12 protein-coding genes are annotated in these 15,304 nt (G+C 62.8%); 6 read left to right on the top strand and 6 right to left on the bottom strand.

The genetic code is table 11. The features are described 5' to 3' along the window. Together BRD58_RS18290 and ugpQ are read left to right on the top strand one after the other, a co-directional pair. A partial coding sequence (locus BRD58_RS18290; protein WP_236721612.1) for a TOBE domain-containing protein occupies window positions 1-439 on the top strand: 439 nt, incomplete at its 5' end. Continuing rightward, entirely contained in the window at window positions 433-1,182 is a 750-nt protein-coding gene (ugpQ, locus tag BRD58_RS17060) for a glycerophosphodiester phosphodiesterase (protein WP_173790626.1), read from the top strand. The genes BRD58_RS18290 and ugpQ, both read left to right, overlap by 7 nt. 30 nt (window positions 1,183-1,212) lie before the next feature. Here ugpQ and BRD58_RS17055 read toward each other — a convergent pair whose 3' ends face one another. After that, window positions 1,213-1,506, bottom strand: a complete 294-nt coding sequence (locus BRD58_RS17055; protein WP_012850112.1) for a hypothetical protein — start codon at window positions 1,504-1,506, stop codon at window positions 1,213-1,215. A gap of 294 nt (window positions 1,507-1,800) precedes the next feature. On the opposite strand from BRD58_RS17055, the gene glpE reads away from it, so the two are divergent. The 4 genes from glpE (at window position 1,801) to glpD (ending at window position 5,640) form a co-directional block, all read left to right on the top strand. Next, complete coding sequence (gene glpE, locus BRD58_RS17050) at window positions 1,801-2,130, top strand: thiosulfate sulfurtransferase GlpE (RefSeq protein WP_012850113.1); 330 nt, start codon at window positions 1,801-1,803, stop codon at window positions 2,128-2,130. Between the two features lie 40 nt (window positions 2,131-2,170). Continuing rightward, window positions 2,171-3,001: a rhomboid family intramembrane serine protease GlpG gene (glpG, locus tag BRD58_RS17045; RefSeq protein WP_015462459.1), complete on the top strand. Its 831-nt coding sequence runs from the start codon at window positions 2,171-2,173 to the stop codon at window positions 2,999-3,001. A 63-nt stretch (window positions 3,002-3,064) separates the two neighbouring features. Further along, window positions 3,065-3,823: a DeoR/GlpR family transcriptional regulator gene (locus tag BRD58_RS17040; RefSeq protein ID WP_012850110.1), complete on the top strand. Its 759-nt coding sequence runs from the start codon at window positions 3,065-3,067 to the stop codon at window positions 3,821-3,823. A gap of 308 nt (window positions 3,824-4,131) precedes the next feature. Beyond that, a complete protein-coding gene (gene glpD, locus BRD58_RS17035; RefSeq protein WP_069579480.1) occupies window positions 4,132-5,640 on the top strand; it encodes a glycerol-3-phosphate dehydrogenase in 1,509 nt (502 codons plus the stop codon). Window positions 5,641-5,685: 45 nt separating this feature from the next. On the opposite strand, the gene glgP is transcribed toward glpD, so the two are convergent. From glgP to glgB, 5 genes are all read right to left on the bottom strand, one after another. Continuing rightward, window positions 5,686-8,133 carry a glycogen phosphorylase gene (gene glgP, locus BRD58_RS17030; protein ID WP_034168480.1) on the bottom strand — a complete coding sequence of 816 codons (2,448 nt, stop codon included), beginning with the start codon at window positions 8,131-8,133 and terminating at the stop codon, window positions 5,686-5,688. A 160-nt stretch (window positions 8,134-8,293) separates the two neighbouring features. Then, a complete protein-coding gene (glgA, locus tag BRD58_RS17025) occupies window positions 8,294-9,727 on the bottom strand; it encodes a glycogen synthase GlgA (RefSeq protein WP_069579478.1) in 1,434 nt (477 codons plus the stop codon). A 42-nt stretch (window positions 9,728-9,769) separates the two neighbouring features. Then, window positions 9,770-11,050: a glucose-1-phosphate adenylyltransferase gene (gene glgC, locus BRD58_RS17020; RefSeq protein WP_012850106.1), complete on the bottom strand. Its 1,281-nt coding sequence runs from the start codon at window positions 11,048-11,050 to the stop codon at window positions 9,770-9,772. A gap of 54 nt (window positions 11,051-11,104) precedes the next feature. Then, window positions 11,105-13,084 carry a glycogen debranching protein GlgX gene (gene glgX, locus BRD58_RS17015; RefSeq protein ID WP_073383792.1) on the bottom strand — a complete coding sequence of 660 codons (1,980 nt, stop codon included), beginning with the start codon at window positions 13,082-13,084 and terminating at the stop codon, window positions 11,105-11,107. Beyond that, the gene (gene glgB, locus BRD58_RS17010; protein ID WP_015462454.1) at window positions 13,068-15,278 is read right to left on the bottom strand and encodes a 1,4-alpha-glucan branching protein GlgB; all 2,211 of its coding nucleotides are present in this window, start codon (window positions 15,276-15,278) and stop codon (window positions 13,068-13,070) included. Before glgB ends, glgX begins: the two co-directional genes overlap by 17 nt. Between the last annotated feature and the right edge of the window lie 26 nt (window positions 15,279-15,304).

Below are 15,304 nucleotides of genomic sequence, written 5' to 3'. Positions count from 1 at the left end.
CTATCATCGCCCGGCCAGCCGCTTTGTCGCCGGATTCATGGGGGCTCCGGCGATGAATCTGTTTGACGGCGCGCTGGCGGACGACGGGCAGACCTTTTGTCTGGCGCAGGATCAGCGCATCCGGCTGCAGCGGCCGCTGCCGGCGTTGGCCGGCCGATCGCTGACGCTCGGGATCCGTCCTGAACACCTGCGGTGCGCCAGCGCGACGCAGGGCGAGACGGGGAACGGGCTGACCATCGATACGCTGGAGCTGCTGGGCGCCGACAACCTGGCGCACGGGCGCTGGGGCGGCCAGAGCGTCACCGTGCGTTTACCCTATCAGGCGGTGCCGGCCATCGGCAGCGTATTGCAGCTGGTGCTACCGCAGGATAACCTGCACTTCTTTGAACCTAGCGACGGGCGGCGTATCGCGCCGTCCGCAGAGGAACCATCATCATGAGTCACTGGCCTTATCCGGCCATCGTCGCCCACCGCGGCGGCGGCAAGCTGGCGCCGGAGAATACCCTGGCGGCAATCGACGTGGGGGCCAGCCATGGTCATACCATGATTGAGTTCGACGCGAAGTTGAGCGCTGACGGACAGATCTTTTTACTGCATGACGACACGCTGGAGCGAACCACCAACGGCTGGGGCGTGGCGGGCGAGCAGTCCTGGGCGCGACTGGTGGGCCTGGATGCCGGGGGCGGCTTCAGTCGTCGCTTTGCCGGCGAGCCGCTGCCGCTGCTGAGCCAGGTCGCCGCGCGCTGTCGGCAGCATGGGATGATGGCCAATATCGAGATCAAGCCTACCCACGGCTGTGATGTCGAAACCGGGCGGGCGGTGGCGCTGGCCGCCGCTGACCTGTGGCAGGATGCCGCGGTGCCGCCGCTGCTGTCTTCTTTCTCACAGCCGGCGCTGGCCGAGGCTCAGCGCGTCGCGCCGCAGCTGCCGCGTGGGCTGCTGCTGGAGGCGTGGGATGAGGAGTGGCAGGCGCTAACCCATGCGCTGGGCTGCGTCGCGCTGCATATCGATCACCATGCCCTGAACGCCGAACGCGTGGCGGCGATCCGCCGCGCCGGGCTGCATATCCTGGTGTACACGGTGAATCAGCCGCAGCGGGCGCGTGAACTGCTCGACTGGGGCGTCGATAGCATCTGTACCGATCGCATCGACCTTATCGGCCCTGACTTCGCCAAACGCTGAGGCGGACGGCGCCAAGCGCGTCGACGACGGCTACTGCGCGCGCGGCGGGATCGGCGTCGGCGTGACGCCTTGCTGGCTTTGCCACAGCGGATCGTTGCGCTGCATACGCTGATTCAGCTGCTGAATCTGCTGTGCCTGGGCGTCGCGCTGGATCTGCGTTTGGGTGTTGCGCAGGCTCTGCTGCGCGGCGCTGTTGCGCTGCTGCTGAAACTGCTGCTGCTGTTGCTGGATCATCTGCTGCTGCTGCTGCATCAGGGCGCTATCGGCATGGGCGGGCAAGAGCGCGCCGCCCAGCAGGCTCAGGGTGAGGACGATGTATCTCATGGAAACGTCTCCGTCACGGCGGCACCGCCGGTATGGCTGCGCCTCTGCGTCAGTATAATCAACGGCGCGACGAGCCGCGTGGCGCAAAGTGGGATGGCGGTGGGGGATTTTGTCCGCCGTCCGGCCGATCGCGCTTTTTGTGCTTGCTTTTTAATGCAAAAGCCGCAATCTCTGGGGGGCTCCAGCGAGCCTGCCCAGACTCTTCTTTGGCGGGCGTTCGCGCACCGTTGTCGTATTCTGCATTTAACAAAACAGTTACAATGCGCCTCTTTTCGAGAGAGGCAGAGGTGGAGTATGGAGCAGTTTGAGACGATCGCCGTCGCGCAGGCGCAGCACATGCTGGCGCAGGGGCAGACGCTGTTGCTGGATATCCGGGATGCACAGAGCTATGCCGCCGGACACGTGCCCGGCGCGTTTCATCTAACGGATGCGACGCTGCCCGCGCTGATGCGGCAGTATGACGGCGTTCAGCCGGTGATGGTGATGTGTTACCACGGCAATAGCAGCCGCGGCGCGGCGCAGTATCTGCTGCACCAGGGGTTTGATGAGGTTTACAGTATTGACGGCGGCTTTGACGCCTGGCAGCGGGCCTACCCTGACGCGGTGGCTCGCGGCGGCGACTGAGGCGCGCACCGTCAGTGGTTATCGATATAAGCAGGTATTCATGGTTCGTGTGATCACATTGCCTAACCCGCGTTTGGCGCAGGCATTTATTGACTATATGGCGACACAGGGCGTGCGTCTGGAGGCGGAGAGCGGGCAGCAGGGCGTGGCCCTGTGGCTGGCTGATGATAGCCGTTTGGCGCAGGTCGAGCAGGAGCTGCAGCGTTTTTTGCAGGCGCCGCAGCACCCGCGCTATCAGGCCGCCAGCTGGCAAAGCGGCTCGACTCACAGCGGGCTACACTATGCCCATTTTGGCTACCTGCGCAGCTTTGCCCGCCAGACCGGTCCGCTGACAATCGGGGTGACGCTGCTGTGCATCCTGGTGTATCTGCTGCAGCTGGCGCTGGGCGACGGCGCGGTGATGGCTTATCTGGCCTGGCCCGCGGATGCGGCGCAGCGCTATCAGCTGTGGCGCTACTTTACGCCGGCGCTGCTGCACTTTTCACCGCTGCACATCATCTTCAACCTGATGTGGTGGTGGTATCTGGGCGGTCAGGTTGAGAAGCGTCTGGGCGCCGCCAAGCTGGCGCAGATAGCGCTGGTTTCCGCGCTGATGAGCGCCTGGGCACAGTCGCTGTTTAGCGGGATTTTCTTCGGCGGCCTGTCCGGCGTTGTGTATGCCCTGATGGGCTATGTCTGGTGGTGCGGTGAACGTGCGCCGCAGTTTGGCGTCGCCATGCCGCGCGGCCTGATGCTGTTTTCGCTGCTGTGGCTGGTGGCCGGCTATTTCAACTGGTTTGGTCTGGCGATTGCCAATGCCGCTCACGCCGGTGGCCTGGTGATAGGCCTGTTGATGGCGTTTTGGGATATGCGCCATTTCCGCCGACAGTGAGGCTGTCGCCCGCTGTTCCGTTTTAATGCTGCCGGGGGAGCCGGTAAACGCAGGGGAATTTTCGTGAAACAAACACAGCGCCATGAAGCGATTATCGATCTGGTCCGTCAGCGGGGCTATGTCAGCACCGAGGAGTTGGTCGAACACTTCGACGTGAGCCCGCAGACCATCCGCCGCGATCTGAATGACCTGGCTGAACAGAATAAGATCCACCGCCATCACGGCGGCGCCGCGATGCCGTCGAGCTCGGTCAACGCGGCCTATCACGATCGCAAGGGAATGTGGTCGGAAGAGAAGGCGCGTATTGCCCGGCGGGTCGCCAGCATGATCCCCGACGGCGCAACCCTGTTCATCGATATCGGTACTACGCCGGAGGCCGTTGCCTACGCCCTGCTTAACCATCATAACCTGCGGGTGGTGACCAATAATCTCAACGTGGCCAGCCTGCTGATGGTGAAAGAGGATTTTCGTCTGATCTTGGCCGGCGGCGAAGTTCGCACCCGCGACGGCGGCATCGTCGGCGAGGCGACGCTCGACTTTATCTCCCAGTTCCGCCTGGACTACGGGATCCTTGGCATCAGCGGTATCGATATGGACGGCTCTCTGCTGGAGTTTGATTATCACGAGGTGCGTACCAAGCGGGCGATCATTGAGAACTCCCGCTGCGTGATGCTGGTAACGGATCACTCCAAATTTGGCCGCAACGCGATGGTAAATCTGGGGACTATGGAGCTGGTGGACTATCTGTTTACCGATCAGCAGCCGCCGCAGGGGCTGCAAAAAGTGATCGAACAGCACAGCGTTCAGTTGGAGATCTGCTAGGCGATACCCCGTCACGGCCTATGGGGTCGACGCCGAGCCCATCCTCTCTCCGTCCGCAGTGGGACGCTATCGGCGTCCCACTGCGCGACCTCCGCCCCGCCCCTGCGGCTCTCTTCTGCCTTCGCGCCGCTTGGGCGGCATCGGTTCGCCATTATCCACACAATATGTAATGACAATATCAACTTTGTGTTATCCGCGTCGCGTAACTGTGTTTTTATTTGGTTAATGGATGGTGTGTTTGTTGCTTATCGCATATCATAATGCTCGAAAACGAACATTATGGCGTATTGCAGAGAGCGGGAGGAGTCGTGGATATCAAAGACGTAATCGTCATCGGTGGCGGTATTAACGGTGCGGGTATTGCGGCCGATGCCGCCGGTCGCGGGCTATCGGTGCTGATGCTGGAGGCGCGCGATCTCGCCTGCGCCACCTCGTCGGCCAGCTCGAAGCTGATCCATGGGGGCCTGCGCTATCTCGAACACTATGAGTTTCGATTGGTGAGCGAGGCCTTGGCGGAGCGTGAGGTGCTGCTGAAGATGGCGCCGCACATCGCCTTTCCGCTGCGCTTTCGCCTGCCGCATCAGCCGCATTTACGCCCGGCCTGGATGATCCGCGCCGGCCTGTTTCTGTATGATCATCTCGGTAAACGCACCAGCCTGCCGGGCAGCTGCGCCCTGCGCTTCGGCGCCGGTTCAGTGCTGAAGCCCAGCCTGACGCGCGGCTTTGAGTACTCCGACTGCTGGGTGGACGATGCCCGCCTGGTGGTGCTCAACGCCATGGCGGTGGTGGAGCGCGGCGGAGAGGTACGCACGCGCACCGAGGTGACCCGCGCCTGGCGCGAGGAGGGCATATGGGTGGTTGAGGCGCGCGACATCGACAGCGGGGAGACGCTGACCTGGCGCGCCCGCGGTCTGGTCAATGCCACCGGCCCGTGGGTCAAGCAGCTGTTTGATGACGGCCTGCAGCTCAAGTCCCCCTACGGGATTCGGCTGATCAAGGGGAGCCATATCGTGGTTCCACGGGTGCATGACCAGCCGCAGGCGTATATTTTGCAAAATGAGGATCAGCGCATTGTCTTCGTGATCCCGTGGCTGGATGCGTTCTCCATCATCGGCACCACCGACGTGGAGTATCACGGCGATCCGCGCGCGGTGCAGATTGACGAGGGTGAAATAGACTATCTGCTTCGGGTCTACAATAGCCACTTTGTGCGCCAGCTGAATCGACAAGATATCGTCTGGACCTACTCCGGGGTGCGCCCGCTGTGCGACGATGAATCGGATTCGCCGCAGGCGATCACCCGTGACTATACGCTGGATATTCACGATCGGGACGGCGCGGCGCCGCTGCTGTCGGTCTTCGGCGGCAAGCTGACCACCTACCGTAAGCTGGCGGAGCACGCACTGGAAAAGCTGCGCCCCTACTATCCGCACTGCGGCGATGCCTGGACCAAGGGCGCGGTGCTGCCCGGCGGGGAGATGGGCTGCGATCGGGACAGCTATGCCGCTGCGCTGCGTCAGCGCCATGACTGGCTGCCGCAGGCGCTGGCGCGCCGCTATGCCCATACCTACGGCGCGCGCAGTGAGCGGTTAATCGGCTCCGCGGCGTCGCTGGCTGACTTAGGCGAACACTTCGGCCATGGACTGTATGCGGCGGAGCTCGACTATCTGGCGGGGCATGAGTGGGTCACGACGGCGGAGGACGCCCTGTGGCGTCGCACCAAGCTGGGGATGTGGCTGGATGACGCGCAGCGTCAGCGGGTAGCCGAGTGGCTGGCGGCCCACCGCCCGGCGGCGGAGACATCGTCGCCTTCCTGAAAATAGCCAAGGCCTCCGACGGGAGGCCTTGGCACGTTAGGTCACTCAGAGCTTGACCGGTTTGATCTGCCAGATCTCGTCGGCATACTCACGAATGGTGCGGTCAGACGAGAAATACCCCATGTTGGCGATGTTCAGCAGCGCCTTACGCGCCCATTCGTCGGGATGGGCGTACACTTCATCCACCTGATCCTGCATATCGACATAGCTGCGGTAGTCCGCCAGCAGCTGATAGTGATCGCCAAAGTTAATCAGCGAGTCAAACAGACTGGCGTAGCGCCGCGGCTCCTCTGGGCAAAACAGCCCGGAGGCTATCTGGTTCAGCGCCTGGTTCAGCTCCGGATCGCGCTCATAGTAGTCGCGTGGGTTATAGCCGTTGCGCCGCAGCGCCTCCACCTCCTCGGTGGTGTTGCCGAAGATAAACATATTTTCGGCGCCAACCCGCTCGCGGATCTCGACGTTGGCGCCGTCCAGGGTGCCGATAGTCAGCGCGCCGTTGAGGGCGAACTTCATGTTGCTGGTGCCGGAGGCCTCGGTGCCAGCGGTCGAGATCTGCTCCGACAGATCGGCCGCTGGAATGATCAGCTGCGCCAGGCTAACGCTGTAGTTGGGGATGAAAACGACCTTCAGCTGACCGCCCAGCCGCTCGTCGGCGTTGATCACCTTGGCGACGTCGTTGATCAGTCGAATGATCAGCTTGGCATTGTAGTAGGCAGAGGCTGCCTTGCCGGCGAAGATTTTCACCCGCGGCACCCGCTCGGCGTCCGGCTCCTGCAGGATACGGTTATACAGCGTAATGATGTGCAGCACGTTGAGCAGCTGGCGCTTATATTCGTGAATGCGTTTGACCTGGACGTCAAACAGCGCCTTGGGATTAATCACCGTATTCAGGTGCAGCGCGACGTACATCGCCAGCTGGCGTTTGTTGTGCTGCTTGGCCAGCTGAATTTCGCGGATAAAGGTGGGGTAGTCGGCGTGCGGCAGCAGTTCGCTGAGCATGCTCAGGTCGGTGCGCCAGCGCTGACCGATAGCGCCATCCAGCACCTTTGACAGGGACTGGTTCGCCTGCGCCAGCCAGCGACGGGGGGTGATCCCGTTGGTTTTGTTACAGAAGCGCCCCGGGAACAGGCGGGCGAAGTCGGCGAACAGCGAAGTCACCATCAGCTCAGAGTGCAGCTTGGATACGCCGTTGACCTTGTGGCTGGCGACCACCGCCAGCCAGGCCATGCGCACCTGACGGCCGTTGCTCTCATCGATGATCGACACCCGGCGCAGCAGGGCATCGTCGTCGGGATAGGCGCTCTGCACCTCCTTGAGAAAGTGGTCGTTGATCTCAAAGATGATCTGCAGATGGCGCGGCAGAATACGTCCCAGCATATCTACCGGCCAGGTTTCCAGCGCCTCGCTCATCAGGGTGTGGTTGGTATAGGAGAAGATCTGCATGACGGCCTGCCAGGCCTGCTCCCAGTCGTAGTGATGTTCGTCGATCAGCAGGCGCATCAGCTCCGGAATGGAGAGCACCGGATGGGTGTCATTCAGGTGGATGGCCACCTTGTCTGCCAGGTTGTCCAGCCGATGGTGGGTGAGCAGATGACGGCTGATGATGTCCTGTACCGTTGCCGAGACCAGAAAGTACTCTTGGCGCAGACGCAGTTCGCGCCCGCAGTAGGTCGAGTCGTCCGGGTAGAGTACGCGCGATACGTTTTCCGAGTGGTTTTTATCCTCCACGGCGGCAAAGTAGTCGCCCTGGTTGAATTTACCCAGATTAATCTCGCTGCTGGCGCGCGCCGACCACAGGCGCAGGGTATTGGTCGCGCAGATATCAAAGCCGGGGATTATCTGATCGTAGGCCAGCGCCAGGACCTCTTCGGTCTCCAGCCAGCGGCTGCGGTTGCCCTCCTGCTGGATACGGCCGCCAAAGCGAACCCGGTAGCGGGTATTGTGGCGGACGAACTCCCAGGCGTTGCCATACTCCAGCCAGTTGTCCGGTGATTCGGCCTGCTGCCCGTTGACGATATTCTGTTTGAACATGCCATATTCATAGCGGATGCCATAGCCGTTGGCCGGTAGCCCCTGGGTCGCCATCGAATCCAGGAAACAGGCCGCCAGCCGTCCCAGACCGCCGTTGCCAAGCCCCGGGTCCAGCTCCTCGTTCAGCAGTTCATCCAGATCGATGCCCATTTCATCGAGCGCTTTTTTGGTTTCATCGTACACGCCGATCGCCATCAGGGCGTTGGAGAGGGTGCGTCCCAGCAGAAATTCCATCGAGAGGTAGTAGACCTGGCGCAAATCCTGCGAGTACTGGGCGCGAACCGAGCGCAGCCAGCACTCAACGATACGGTCGCGAACGGCGAACAGGGTCGCATTCAGCCAGTCGTGCTGGTTAGCGACGGAGGGATCCTTGCCAACGGTAAACATCAGCTTATAGGCAATAGAGTGTTTGAGCGCCTCAACGCTGACCACGGGGGACGTATAGTTAAAGGGTGAGTTAATCATGACAGCTCCCGATCCTCGGTGCCGGGCCATGCCCGGTTATGGTAGTACGGCGTTGGCCCCTGCGCATATCCGTTTGCTGCCAGGGGTCGCTTCGCCAGAGGGCCGGCCTGCGCCGGCCTGCATCGTATGGCCGCTCGTATGGCCGCGTAGGCACGGCCTACAGTAGTCGGCGGTACAGCGCCAGATAGCGTTCGGCGGCCAGATCCCAGCCGAATGACTGCGCCATGGCCTGGCGCTGCACGTAGCGCCACAGGGTCGGACGGCTCCACAGCACCAGCGCCCGACGGATGGCGCAGGCGAGGTCAGCGGCGGTGGCGTCATGGAAGACGAAGCCGGTGGCGCTGCCGTCGGCCAGGTTTTCCAGCGCACAGTCGTTGACCGTGTCGGCCAGGCCGCCGGTGTGGCGCACCAGCGGCAGCGAGCCGTATTTAAGGCCGTACAGCTGGGTCAGCCCACAGGGCTCAAAGCGGCTTGGCACCACGATCACGTCGGCGCCGGCCATGATGCGGTGCGAGAAGGCTTCGTGGTAACCGATCTGGACGCCGACCTGACCGGGGTACTCCGCGGCGACGGCCAGAAATGCCTCCTGTAGCTGGGTATCGCCGGCGCCGAGCAGCGCCAGCTGAGCGCCGCCCTCCAGCAGGGTCGGCAGCGCCGCCAGCAGCAGATCAAGCCCTTTCTGACCGGTGAGGCGGCTGACCACGGCGAACAGCGGTTTGTCGGCGTCAACCTCCAGCCCCATGGACGTCTGCAGATGCAGTTTGTTCGCGGCCTTATCGCGCAGCGTCTCCCGCCGGTAGGTGCGGGCGATCAGCGCGTCGCTGGCCGGGTTCCAAATGGTATCGTCCACGCCGTTGAGGATCCCGCTCAGGGTGCCCTCCTGGGCGCGCCACCGCAGCAGACCCTCCATGCCATAGGCAAACTCGGGATGCGTTATCTCCTGCGCATAGGTCGGACTGACGGTGGTGACATGGTCGGCATAGTACAGCCCGGCCTTCATGAAGGAGATTTGGCCGTGAAACTCCAGCCCGTAAATTTGGAAGAAGTGAGGGGGCAGGGCCAGCTCGTCCAGATGGCGGGCGTTGAACAGCCCCTGATAGGCCAGGTTGTGTACGGTAAAGACCGAGCGGGCAGGGTTACCGCGCGCTGCCAGGTAGGCACAGGCCAGACCGGCGTGCCAGTCGTGGGCGTGAACCACCTGCGGGCGCCAGAAGGGATCGCAGTTACAGGCCAGCTCGGCGGCGATCCAGCCGAGCAGCGCAAAGCGCAGGTGGTTATCGCCATAGGCGTTTTGCCACTGGTCGTGGTAGGGGCTACCGGGACGCTGATACAGATGGGGCGCGTCGATCAGGTAGACCCCGACGCCGCGGTAGACGCCGTAGCGCAGGGTCACTCGCCCGGCAAAGGTGTCCAGGGTGGCCACTTCATCGCTGTCCGGGATCCCGGCGCAGATAGCCGGGAACCCCGGCACCAGTACGCGTACGTTGGCGCCCTGGGCTATCTGGGCGGCGGGCATGGCGCCGACCACATCGGCCAGGCCGCCGGTTTTCAGCAGCGGGAAAAGTTCAGAACACACGTGTAAGACGTACATTATTGCTCCTGTGCCTGCGGCCGGTCAGGCCGCAGGGGATGATTACAGACGCGCGAGCATTTCACGCGTTACCAATACGATGCCGCTTTCCGAACGGTAAAAACGGCGGCTGTCCTCTTCGGCGTTTTCACCGATGACCATGCCCTCCGGCAGATGGCAGGCGCGATCGACGATGCAGCGGCGCAGCCGACAGGAGCGTCCGATGTAGACATCCGGCAGCAGTACGGAGGAGTCGATGGTGCAGAAAGAGTTGATGCGAACGCGCGGGAACAGCACGGAGTGCACCACGACCGAGCCGGAGATGATGCAGCCGCCGGAGACCAGCGAGTTCATGGTCATGCCGTGGCTCCCCGAGCGGTCCTGCACAAACTTGGCCGGCGGCAGCGACTCCATGTAGGTGCGGATCGGCCAGTGGTTATCGTACATATCCAGCTCCGGGGTTACCGACGCCAGATCGAGGTTGGCCCGCCAGTAGGCGTCCAGGGTGCCGACATCGCGCCAGTAGGGCGGGGTATCGGCGTTTCCACTGGTGACGCAGGAGAGCGTGAACGGGTGCGCCCAAGCGCGGCCCTGTGCGGTGGCCTTGGGGATCAAATCTTGGCCGAAGTCGTGGCAGGAGCCGGGGGTATGGATATCCTCCTCCAGCAGCTGGAACAGGTAGTCGGCGTTGAACACATAGATCCCCATGCTGGCCAGGGACATCTCGGCATCGCCCGGCATGCCCGGCGGCTGGGCCGGCTTCTCTAAAAACTTGAGGATGCGGTGGTCGTCGCTGACCTCCATCACCCCAAAGGCGTTGGCCTCGGCGCGCGGTACCGGGATACAGGCGACGGTGCAGCCGGCGCCGTTTTCCACGTGGTCGAGCAGCATGCGCGAGTAGTCCATCTTGTAAATATGGTCGCCGGCCAGGATCACCACGTAGTCCGCCTGATAGCGGCGGATGATGTCCAGGTTTTGGTAGACGGCGTCGGCGGTGCCGCGATACCAGGTTTCCGAAGCGTCACGCTGCTGGGCCGGCAGCAGATCGACGAACTCGTTCATGGACTCATTGAGGATCGACCAGCCGCGCTGAATGTGCTGTACCAGCGTATGGGAGTGGTACTGGGTGATCACCCCGATGCGCCGAATGCCGGAGTTGATACAGTTAGAGAGCGCAAAGTCGATGATGCGGAACTTCCCGCCAAAGTGAACCGCCGGCTTGGCGCGGGTTTTGGTGAGATCTTTCAGGCGCGAGCCGCGGCCGCCGGCCAGGATCAGCGCAACGGACTGCTGCGGTAGCTGGCGGGCCAACATCAGTTTATTTTGATTGTCCGATTTCACCATTTCCGACTCCTTATAAAAGGCCGCTCGCGCCGTCAAGGGCGCAGCGCCAGCGCGCTAAATGCGCATAAAGAGACAGCAGCTGCGCGCCGCAAGATGCTGGCATCCGCCCTGCATGTCTTCCCGTAATACGGCAAACGGCGGCGGAATATGCCAGTCGCCCGGCGGCAGGACGATCGCCTGCGCCTGCGGTCCGCCGTTGATCACTAAGAGCCACTGCTCCGCCAGCAGGATCTGCAGCGCCACGGGGGGCACCGCCTGCCACTGGGCCTCCGTCATGGGCTGGGCATCGGCATTCAGCCAGCGTACGCTGCCGTCGTTCTCGTTCCACCAGCGATTGTCGGTCAGCGCCGCGATACGGCGGCGCAGGTGGATCAGCTGGGCGGTAAACTGCAGCAGCCCCTCGTCGGCCTGGCTCCAGTCGAGCCAGGTGATGGGGTTATCCTGGCAGTAGGCGTTATTGTTGCCCTGCTGGCTATGGCCAAGCTCATCGCCGGCCAGCAGCATTGGCGTTCCCTGCGCCAGCAGCAGCGTGGTGAGCAGCGCTCGGGCGCTGGCCTGGCGCCGCGCGTGGATCTCATCCTCGGCGTCAATCCCCTCTACGCCATGGTTGTGGCTGTAATTGTGGGTATTACCGTCGCGGTTGTTCTCCCCGTTGGCCTGGTTATGGCGCTGGCTGTAGCTGAGCAGGTCGCGCAGGGTGAATCCGTCGTGGCAGGTAATGTGGTTGATGCTGGACGAGGGCGTGCGCCCGTGATGACGAAACAGGTCGCTGGAGGCGGCGAAACGGGTGGCGAAGAGGCCGTTAGGCAGATCGCTCTGCAGCCAGAAACGGCGCATATCATCGCGGAAGCGATCGTTCCACTCGGCGAAGTATTGGGGAAAATGGCCCAACTGGTAACCGTTCGGACCGATATCCCAGGGTTCGGCAATAAACTTAACCCGCGCCAGCAGCGGATCCTGGGCGATGGCGACAAACAGAGGGGAGTGGCGGACAAAGTCCGGCGTCCGCCCCAGTACCGTCCCCAGATCGAAGCGGAATCCATCCACGTGGCAGGTCTCCACCCAGTAGCGCAGGCAATCCATGACCCACTGCACGCTGTGGGTCTTGGTCAGCCGCAGGGTGTTGCCGCAGCCGCTCCAGTTCTCCAATGCGCCCTGTCCGTTGCGCCAGTAGTAGCTGCGGTTGTCGATGCCGCGCAGCGAGACCATCGGCCCGCGTTCGTCCAGTTCTGCGGTGTGGTTAAACACCACGTCGAGTATCACCTCGATCCCCGCGCGGTGCAGGGCGTTGACGGCGGCGCAGAATTCGCTCAGCGGCGTGGTGCCGGGTCGCCCAGAGTGGTAACGCGGCTCAATGGCGAAGGGGGCCAGCACGTTGTACCCCCAGTAGTTGCTTAGCCCCAGTCGCTGCAGGCGGGGCTCATCCGCATGCAGCTGGATGGGGAGTAATTCCAGGGCGGTGATCCCCAGGCGGGCGTAGTGCTCCAGCATGATGGGGTGGGCCAGCGCCGCGTAGCTGCCGCGCAGATCCGGCGGGATACCGGGATGCTGCCGGGTCAGGCCGCGGACGTGGGCCTCATAGATAACCGTGCTGCCCCAGAGCGTATTGGGCGGCGCATCCTCCCGCCAGGCATACTGCTCGTCGTTGACGATGCAGCGCGGCAGCAGGTCACGGTTGTCACGCCAGTCCGGATCGCTCAGGCCGCCGCACAGACGATCGTCCGCCGGCAGCGCATGGCTCAGCGCCCGCGCATAGGGATCCAGCACCATCTTGGCCGGGTTAAAACGCAGCCCTTTTTCCGGCTGCCAGGGGCCGTATACGCGGTAGGTATACTCCAGCCCGGCGTGTCCGCCGGGCAGTAGGCCGTGCCAAATATCGCCGCTGCGCGCCGGCAGCTCATAGGACTGTTGATGACCGTCCGTATCGAACAGGCACAGCTCTATGCGCTGCGCGTGCGCCGAGTAGATGGCGAAGTTGACCCCCTGCGGCGTCAGATGCGCGCCCAGCGGGTAGGGTTTACCCGGCCTGAGCATCGTCTCCGTCCCCATTATCCAGACACAGATAGAGCGTCGACAGCGGCGGTAGGGTCAGCTGGACGGAGTACTCACAGCCGTGGCTGCCCACCGCCTCGCTGAGCACGCCGCCCTGATTACCGCTGTTGCTGCCGTGGTAGTGGCTGGAGTCGGTATTGAGAATTTCGCGATAGCGCCCCGGCAGATCGACGCCGATACGGTAGTGATGACGCGGGACCGGCGTAAAGTTACTGACCACCAGCACTTCGTTGCCCATATCGTCGCGGCGGACAAAGGCGAAGACCGAGTTCTGATCGTCATCGACCACTCGCCAGCGGAAGCCACGCGCGTCGCAGTCCCAGCGGTGCAGTGCGCCGCAGCTGCGATAGCAGAGGTTCAGATCCCGTACTAGCCGCTGGACGCCATTGTGCCAGTTGTCTTCGCCCTCTAGCAGGTGCCAGTCCAGGCTGGACTCGTGGTTCCATTCGCGCCCCTGAGCAAACTCCCCGCCCATAAACAGCAGCTTTTTACCGGGATGCGCCCACATAAAGCCGTAGTAGGCGCGCAGGTTGGCAAATTTCTGCCAGGCGTCACCGGGCATTTTATCCAGCAGCGAGCCCTTGCCGTGCACGACTTCGTCGTGGGAGAGGGCCAGCACAAAGTTTTCGCTCCAGGCATACAGCAGGCCGAAGGTCATCAGATTGTGGTGATATTTGCGATAGACCGGATCGTGCTTCATGTAGTTGAGGGTGTCGTGCATCCAGCCCATATTCCACTTGAAGTGGAAGCCCAGGCCGCCGGCGTCCGGCGGCAGGGTGACGCCGGGAAAGTCGGTGGACTCTTCGGCCATACAGACGCTGCCGGGGTGTTGCTCGCCCAGGGTCCGGTTGGTATAGCGTAGGAACTCGATGGCCTCCAGATTCTGGTTTCCGCCGTGGCAGTTGGGAACCCATTCGCCCGCGGCGCGGCTGTAGTCGCGGTAGACCATGGAGGCCACGGCGTCGACGCGCAGGCCGTCGATGCCATAGCGCTCCTGCCAGAAGAGGGCGTTGCCGGCCAGGAAGTTACGCACCTCATAGCGGCCATAGTTGTAGATCAGGGTATTCCAGTCTTGGTGGAAGCCTTCGCGCGGATCGGCGTATTCATACAGCGCCGTGCCGTCGAAGTTAGCCAGCCCCCACTCGTCGCTGGGAAAGTGGCCGGGAACCCAGTCGAGCAGGACGTTGATCCCGGCGGCGTGGGCGGCGTCGATAAATTCACGGAACTCCTGCGGCGTGCCATAGCGTCGGGTCGGCGCGTATAGCCCCAGCGGCTGATAGCCCCAGGAGCCGTCAAAGGGGTGCTCATTGATCGGCAGCAGCTCGATATGGGTAAAGCCCATCTCTTTGACGTAGGGGATGAGCTGCTCGGCCATTTCCCGGTAGCTCAGCCAGTAGCCGTTGTCGCTGTGGCGTCGCCAGGAGCCGAGGTGTACCTCATAGATGGAGATCGGGGCGCTGAAGCCATTGGCGGCGCTGCGCTGGGCGCTGATGGCGCTTTTTTCCGGTAGCGGAGCGACCAGCGAGGCGGTATCCGGCCGCATCTGAGCTTCAAAGGCGTAGGGATCGGCTTTCAGCACCCGCTCGCCGCGGGCGTCGATCAGCTCAAACTTGTACAGCTCACCCGCCTCTACGCCGGGGATGAACAGCTCCCAGATACCGCTTTCCCGACGCAGGCGCATCGGATGGCGGCGCCCGTCCCAGACGTTAAAGTTGCCGACCACCGAGACGCGCTGGGCGTTGGGTGCCCAGACGGCGAAGCTGACGCCGCGGATATCGGCCAGCTGGGTCAGGTGGGCGCCCAGTCGTTCATAGGGACGCAGATGGGTACCCTCTTTGAGCAGCCAGTTATCGATCTCGCCTAACAACGGCCCGAAACGGTAGGGATCTTCCAGCAGCTGCTGATGATTGGCCCAGGTGACGCGCAGCAGATAAGGGAAGGGATTCTTACGCCGCGGCACCAGGCCGCAGAAGAAACCGCCCTCATGGATACGCTCCAGCGTGGCCAGCGTGCGCCCGTTTTTACGGTCGACCACCTGTACCGATTCTGCCTCGGGCATCAGCGCCCGCACGGTCAGCCCTTTAGCGGTCGTGTGCATCCCCAGCAGAGCGAAGGGATCGGCGCACTGGCCGGCGAGCAGTTGTTGGATCTTGTGAGTGCTGGGAAGTACGGACATGGCATTCTTCCTTTAATTGACGGCAG

This window comes from Edwardsiella piscicida (genome assembly GCF_001896205.1).
In the GTDB taxonomy this organism is placed as follows: Bacteria; Pseudomonadota; Gammaproteobacteria; order Enterobacterales; family Enterobacteriaceae; genus Edwardsiella; species Edwardsiella piscicida.
Note: the sequence above shows the minus strand (reverse complement) of the source record. Positions and strands in the feature narration are given on the sequence as shown.

What these genes read in the sequence shown, in the direction of transcription:
- glgX (WP_073383792.1), bottom strand. Translation starts at nt 13,084, where the DNA reads ATGCTCAGGCCGGGTAAACCCTACCCGCTGGGCGCGCATCTGACGCCG.
- glgC (WP_012850106.1), bottom strand. Translation starts at nt 11,050, where the DNA reads ATGGTGAAATCGGACAATCAAAATAAACTGATGTTGGCCCGCCAGCTA.
- glpE (WP_012850113.1), top strand. Translation starts at nt 1,801, where the DNA reads ATGGAGCAGTTTGAGACGATCGCCGTCGCGCAGGCGCAGCACATGCTG.
- BRD58_RS17055 (WP_012850112.1), bottom strand. Translation starts at nt 1,506, where the DNA reads ATGAGATACATCGTCCTCACCCTGAGCCTGCTGGGCGGCGCGCTCTTG.
- glpG (WP_015462459.1), top strand. Translation starts at nt 2,171, where the DNA reads ATGGTTCGTGTGATCACATTGCCTAACCCGCGTTTGGCGCAGGCATTT.
- glgA (WP_069579478.1), bottom strand. Translation starts at nt 9,727, where the DNA reads ATGTACGTCTTACACGTGTGTTCTGAACTTTTCCCGCTGCTGAAAACC.
- glgB (WP_015462454.1), bottom strand. Translation starts at nt 15,278, where the DNA reads ATGTCCGTACTTCCCAGCACTCACAAGATCCAACAACTGCTCGCCGGC.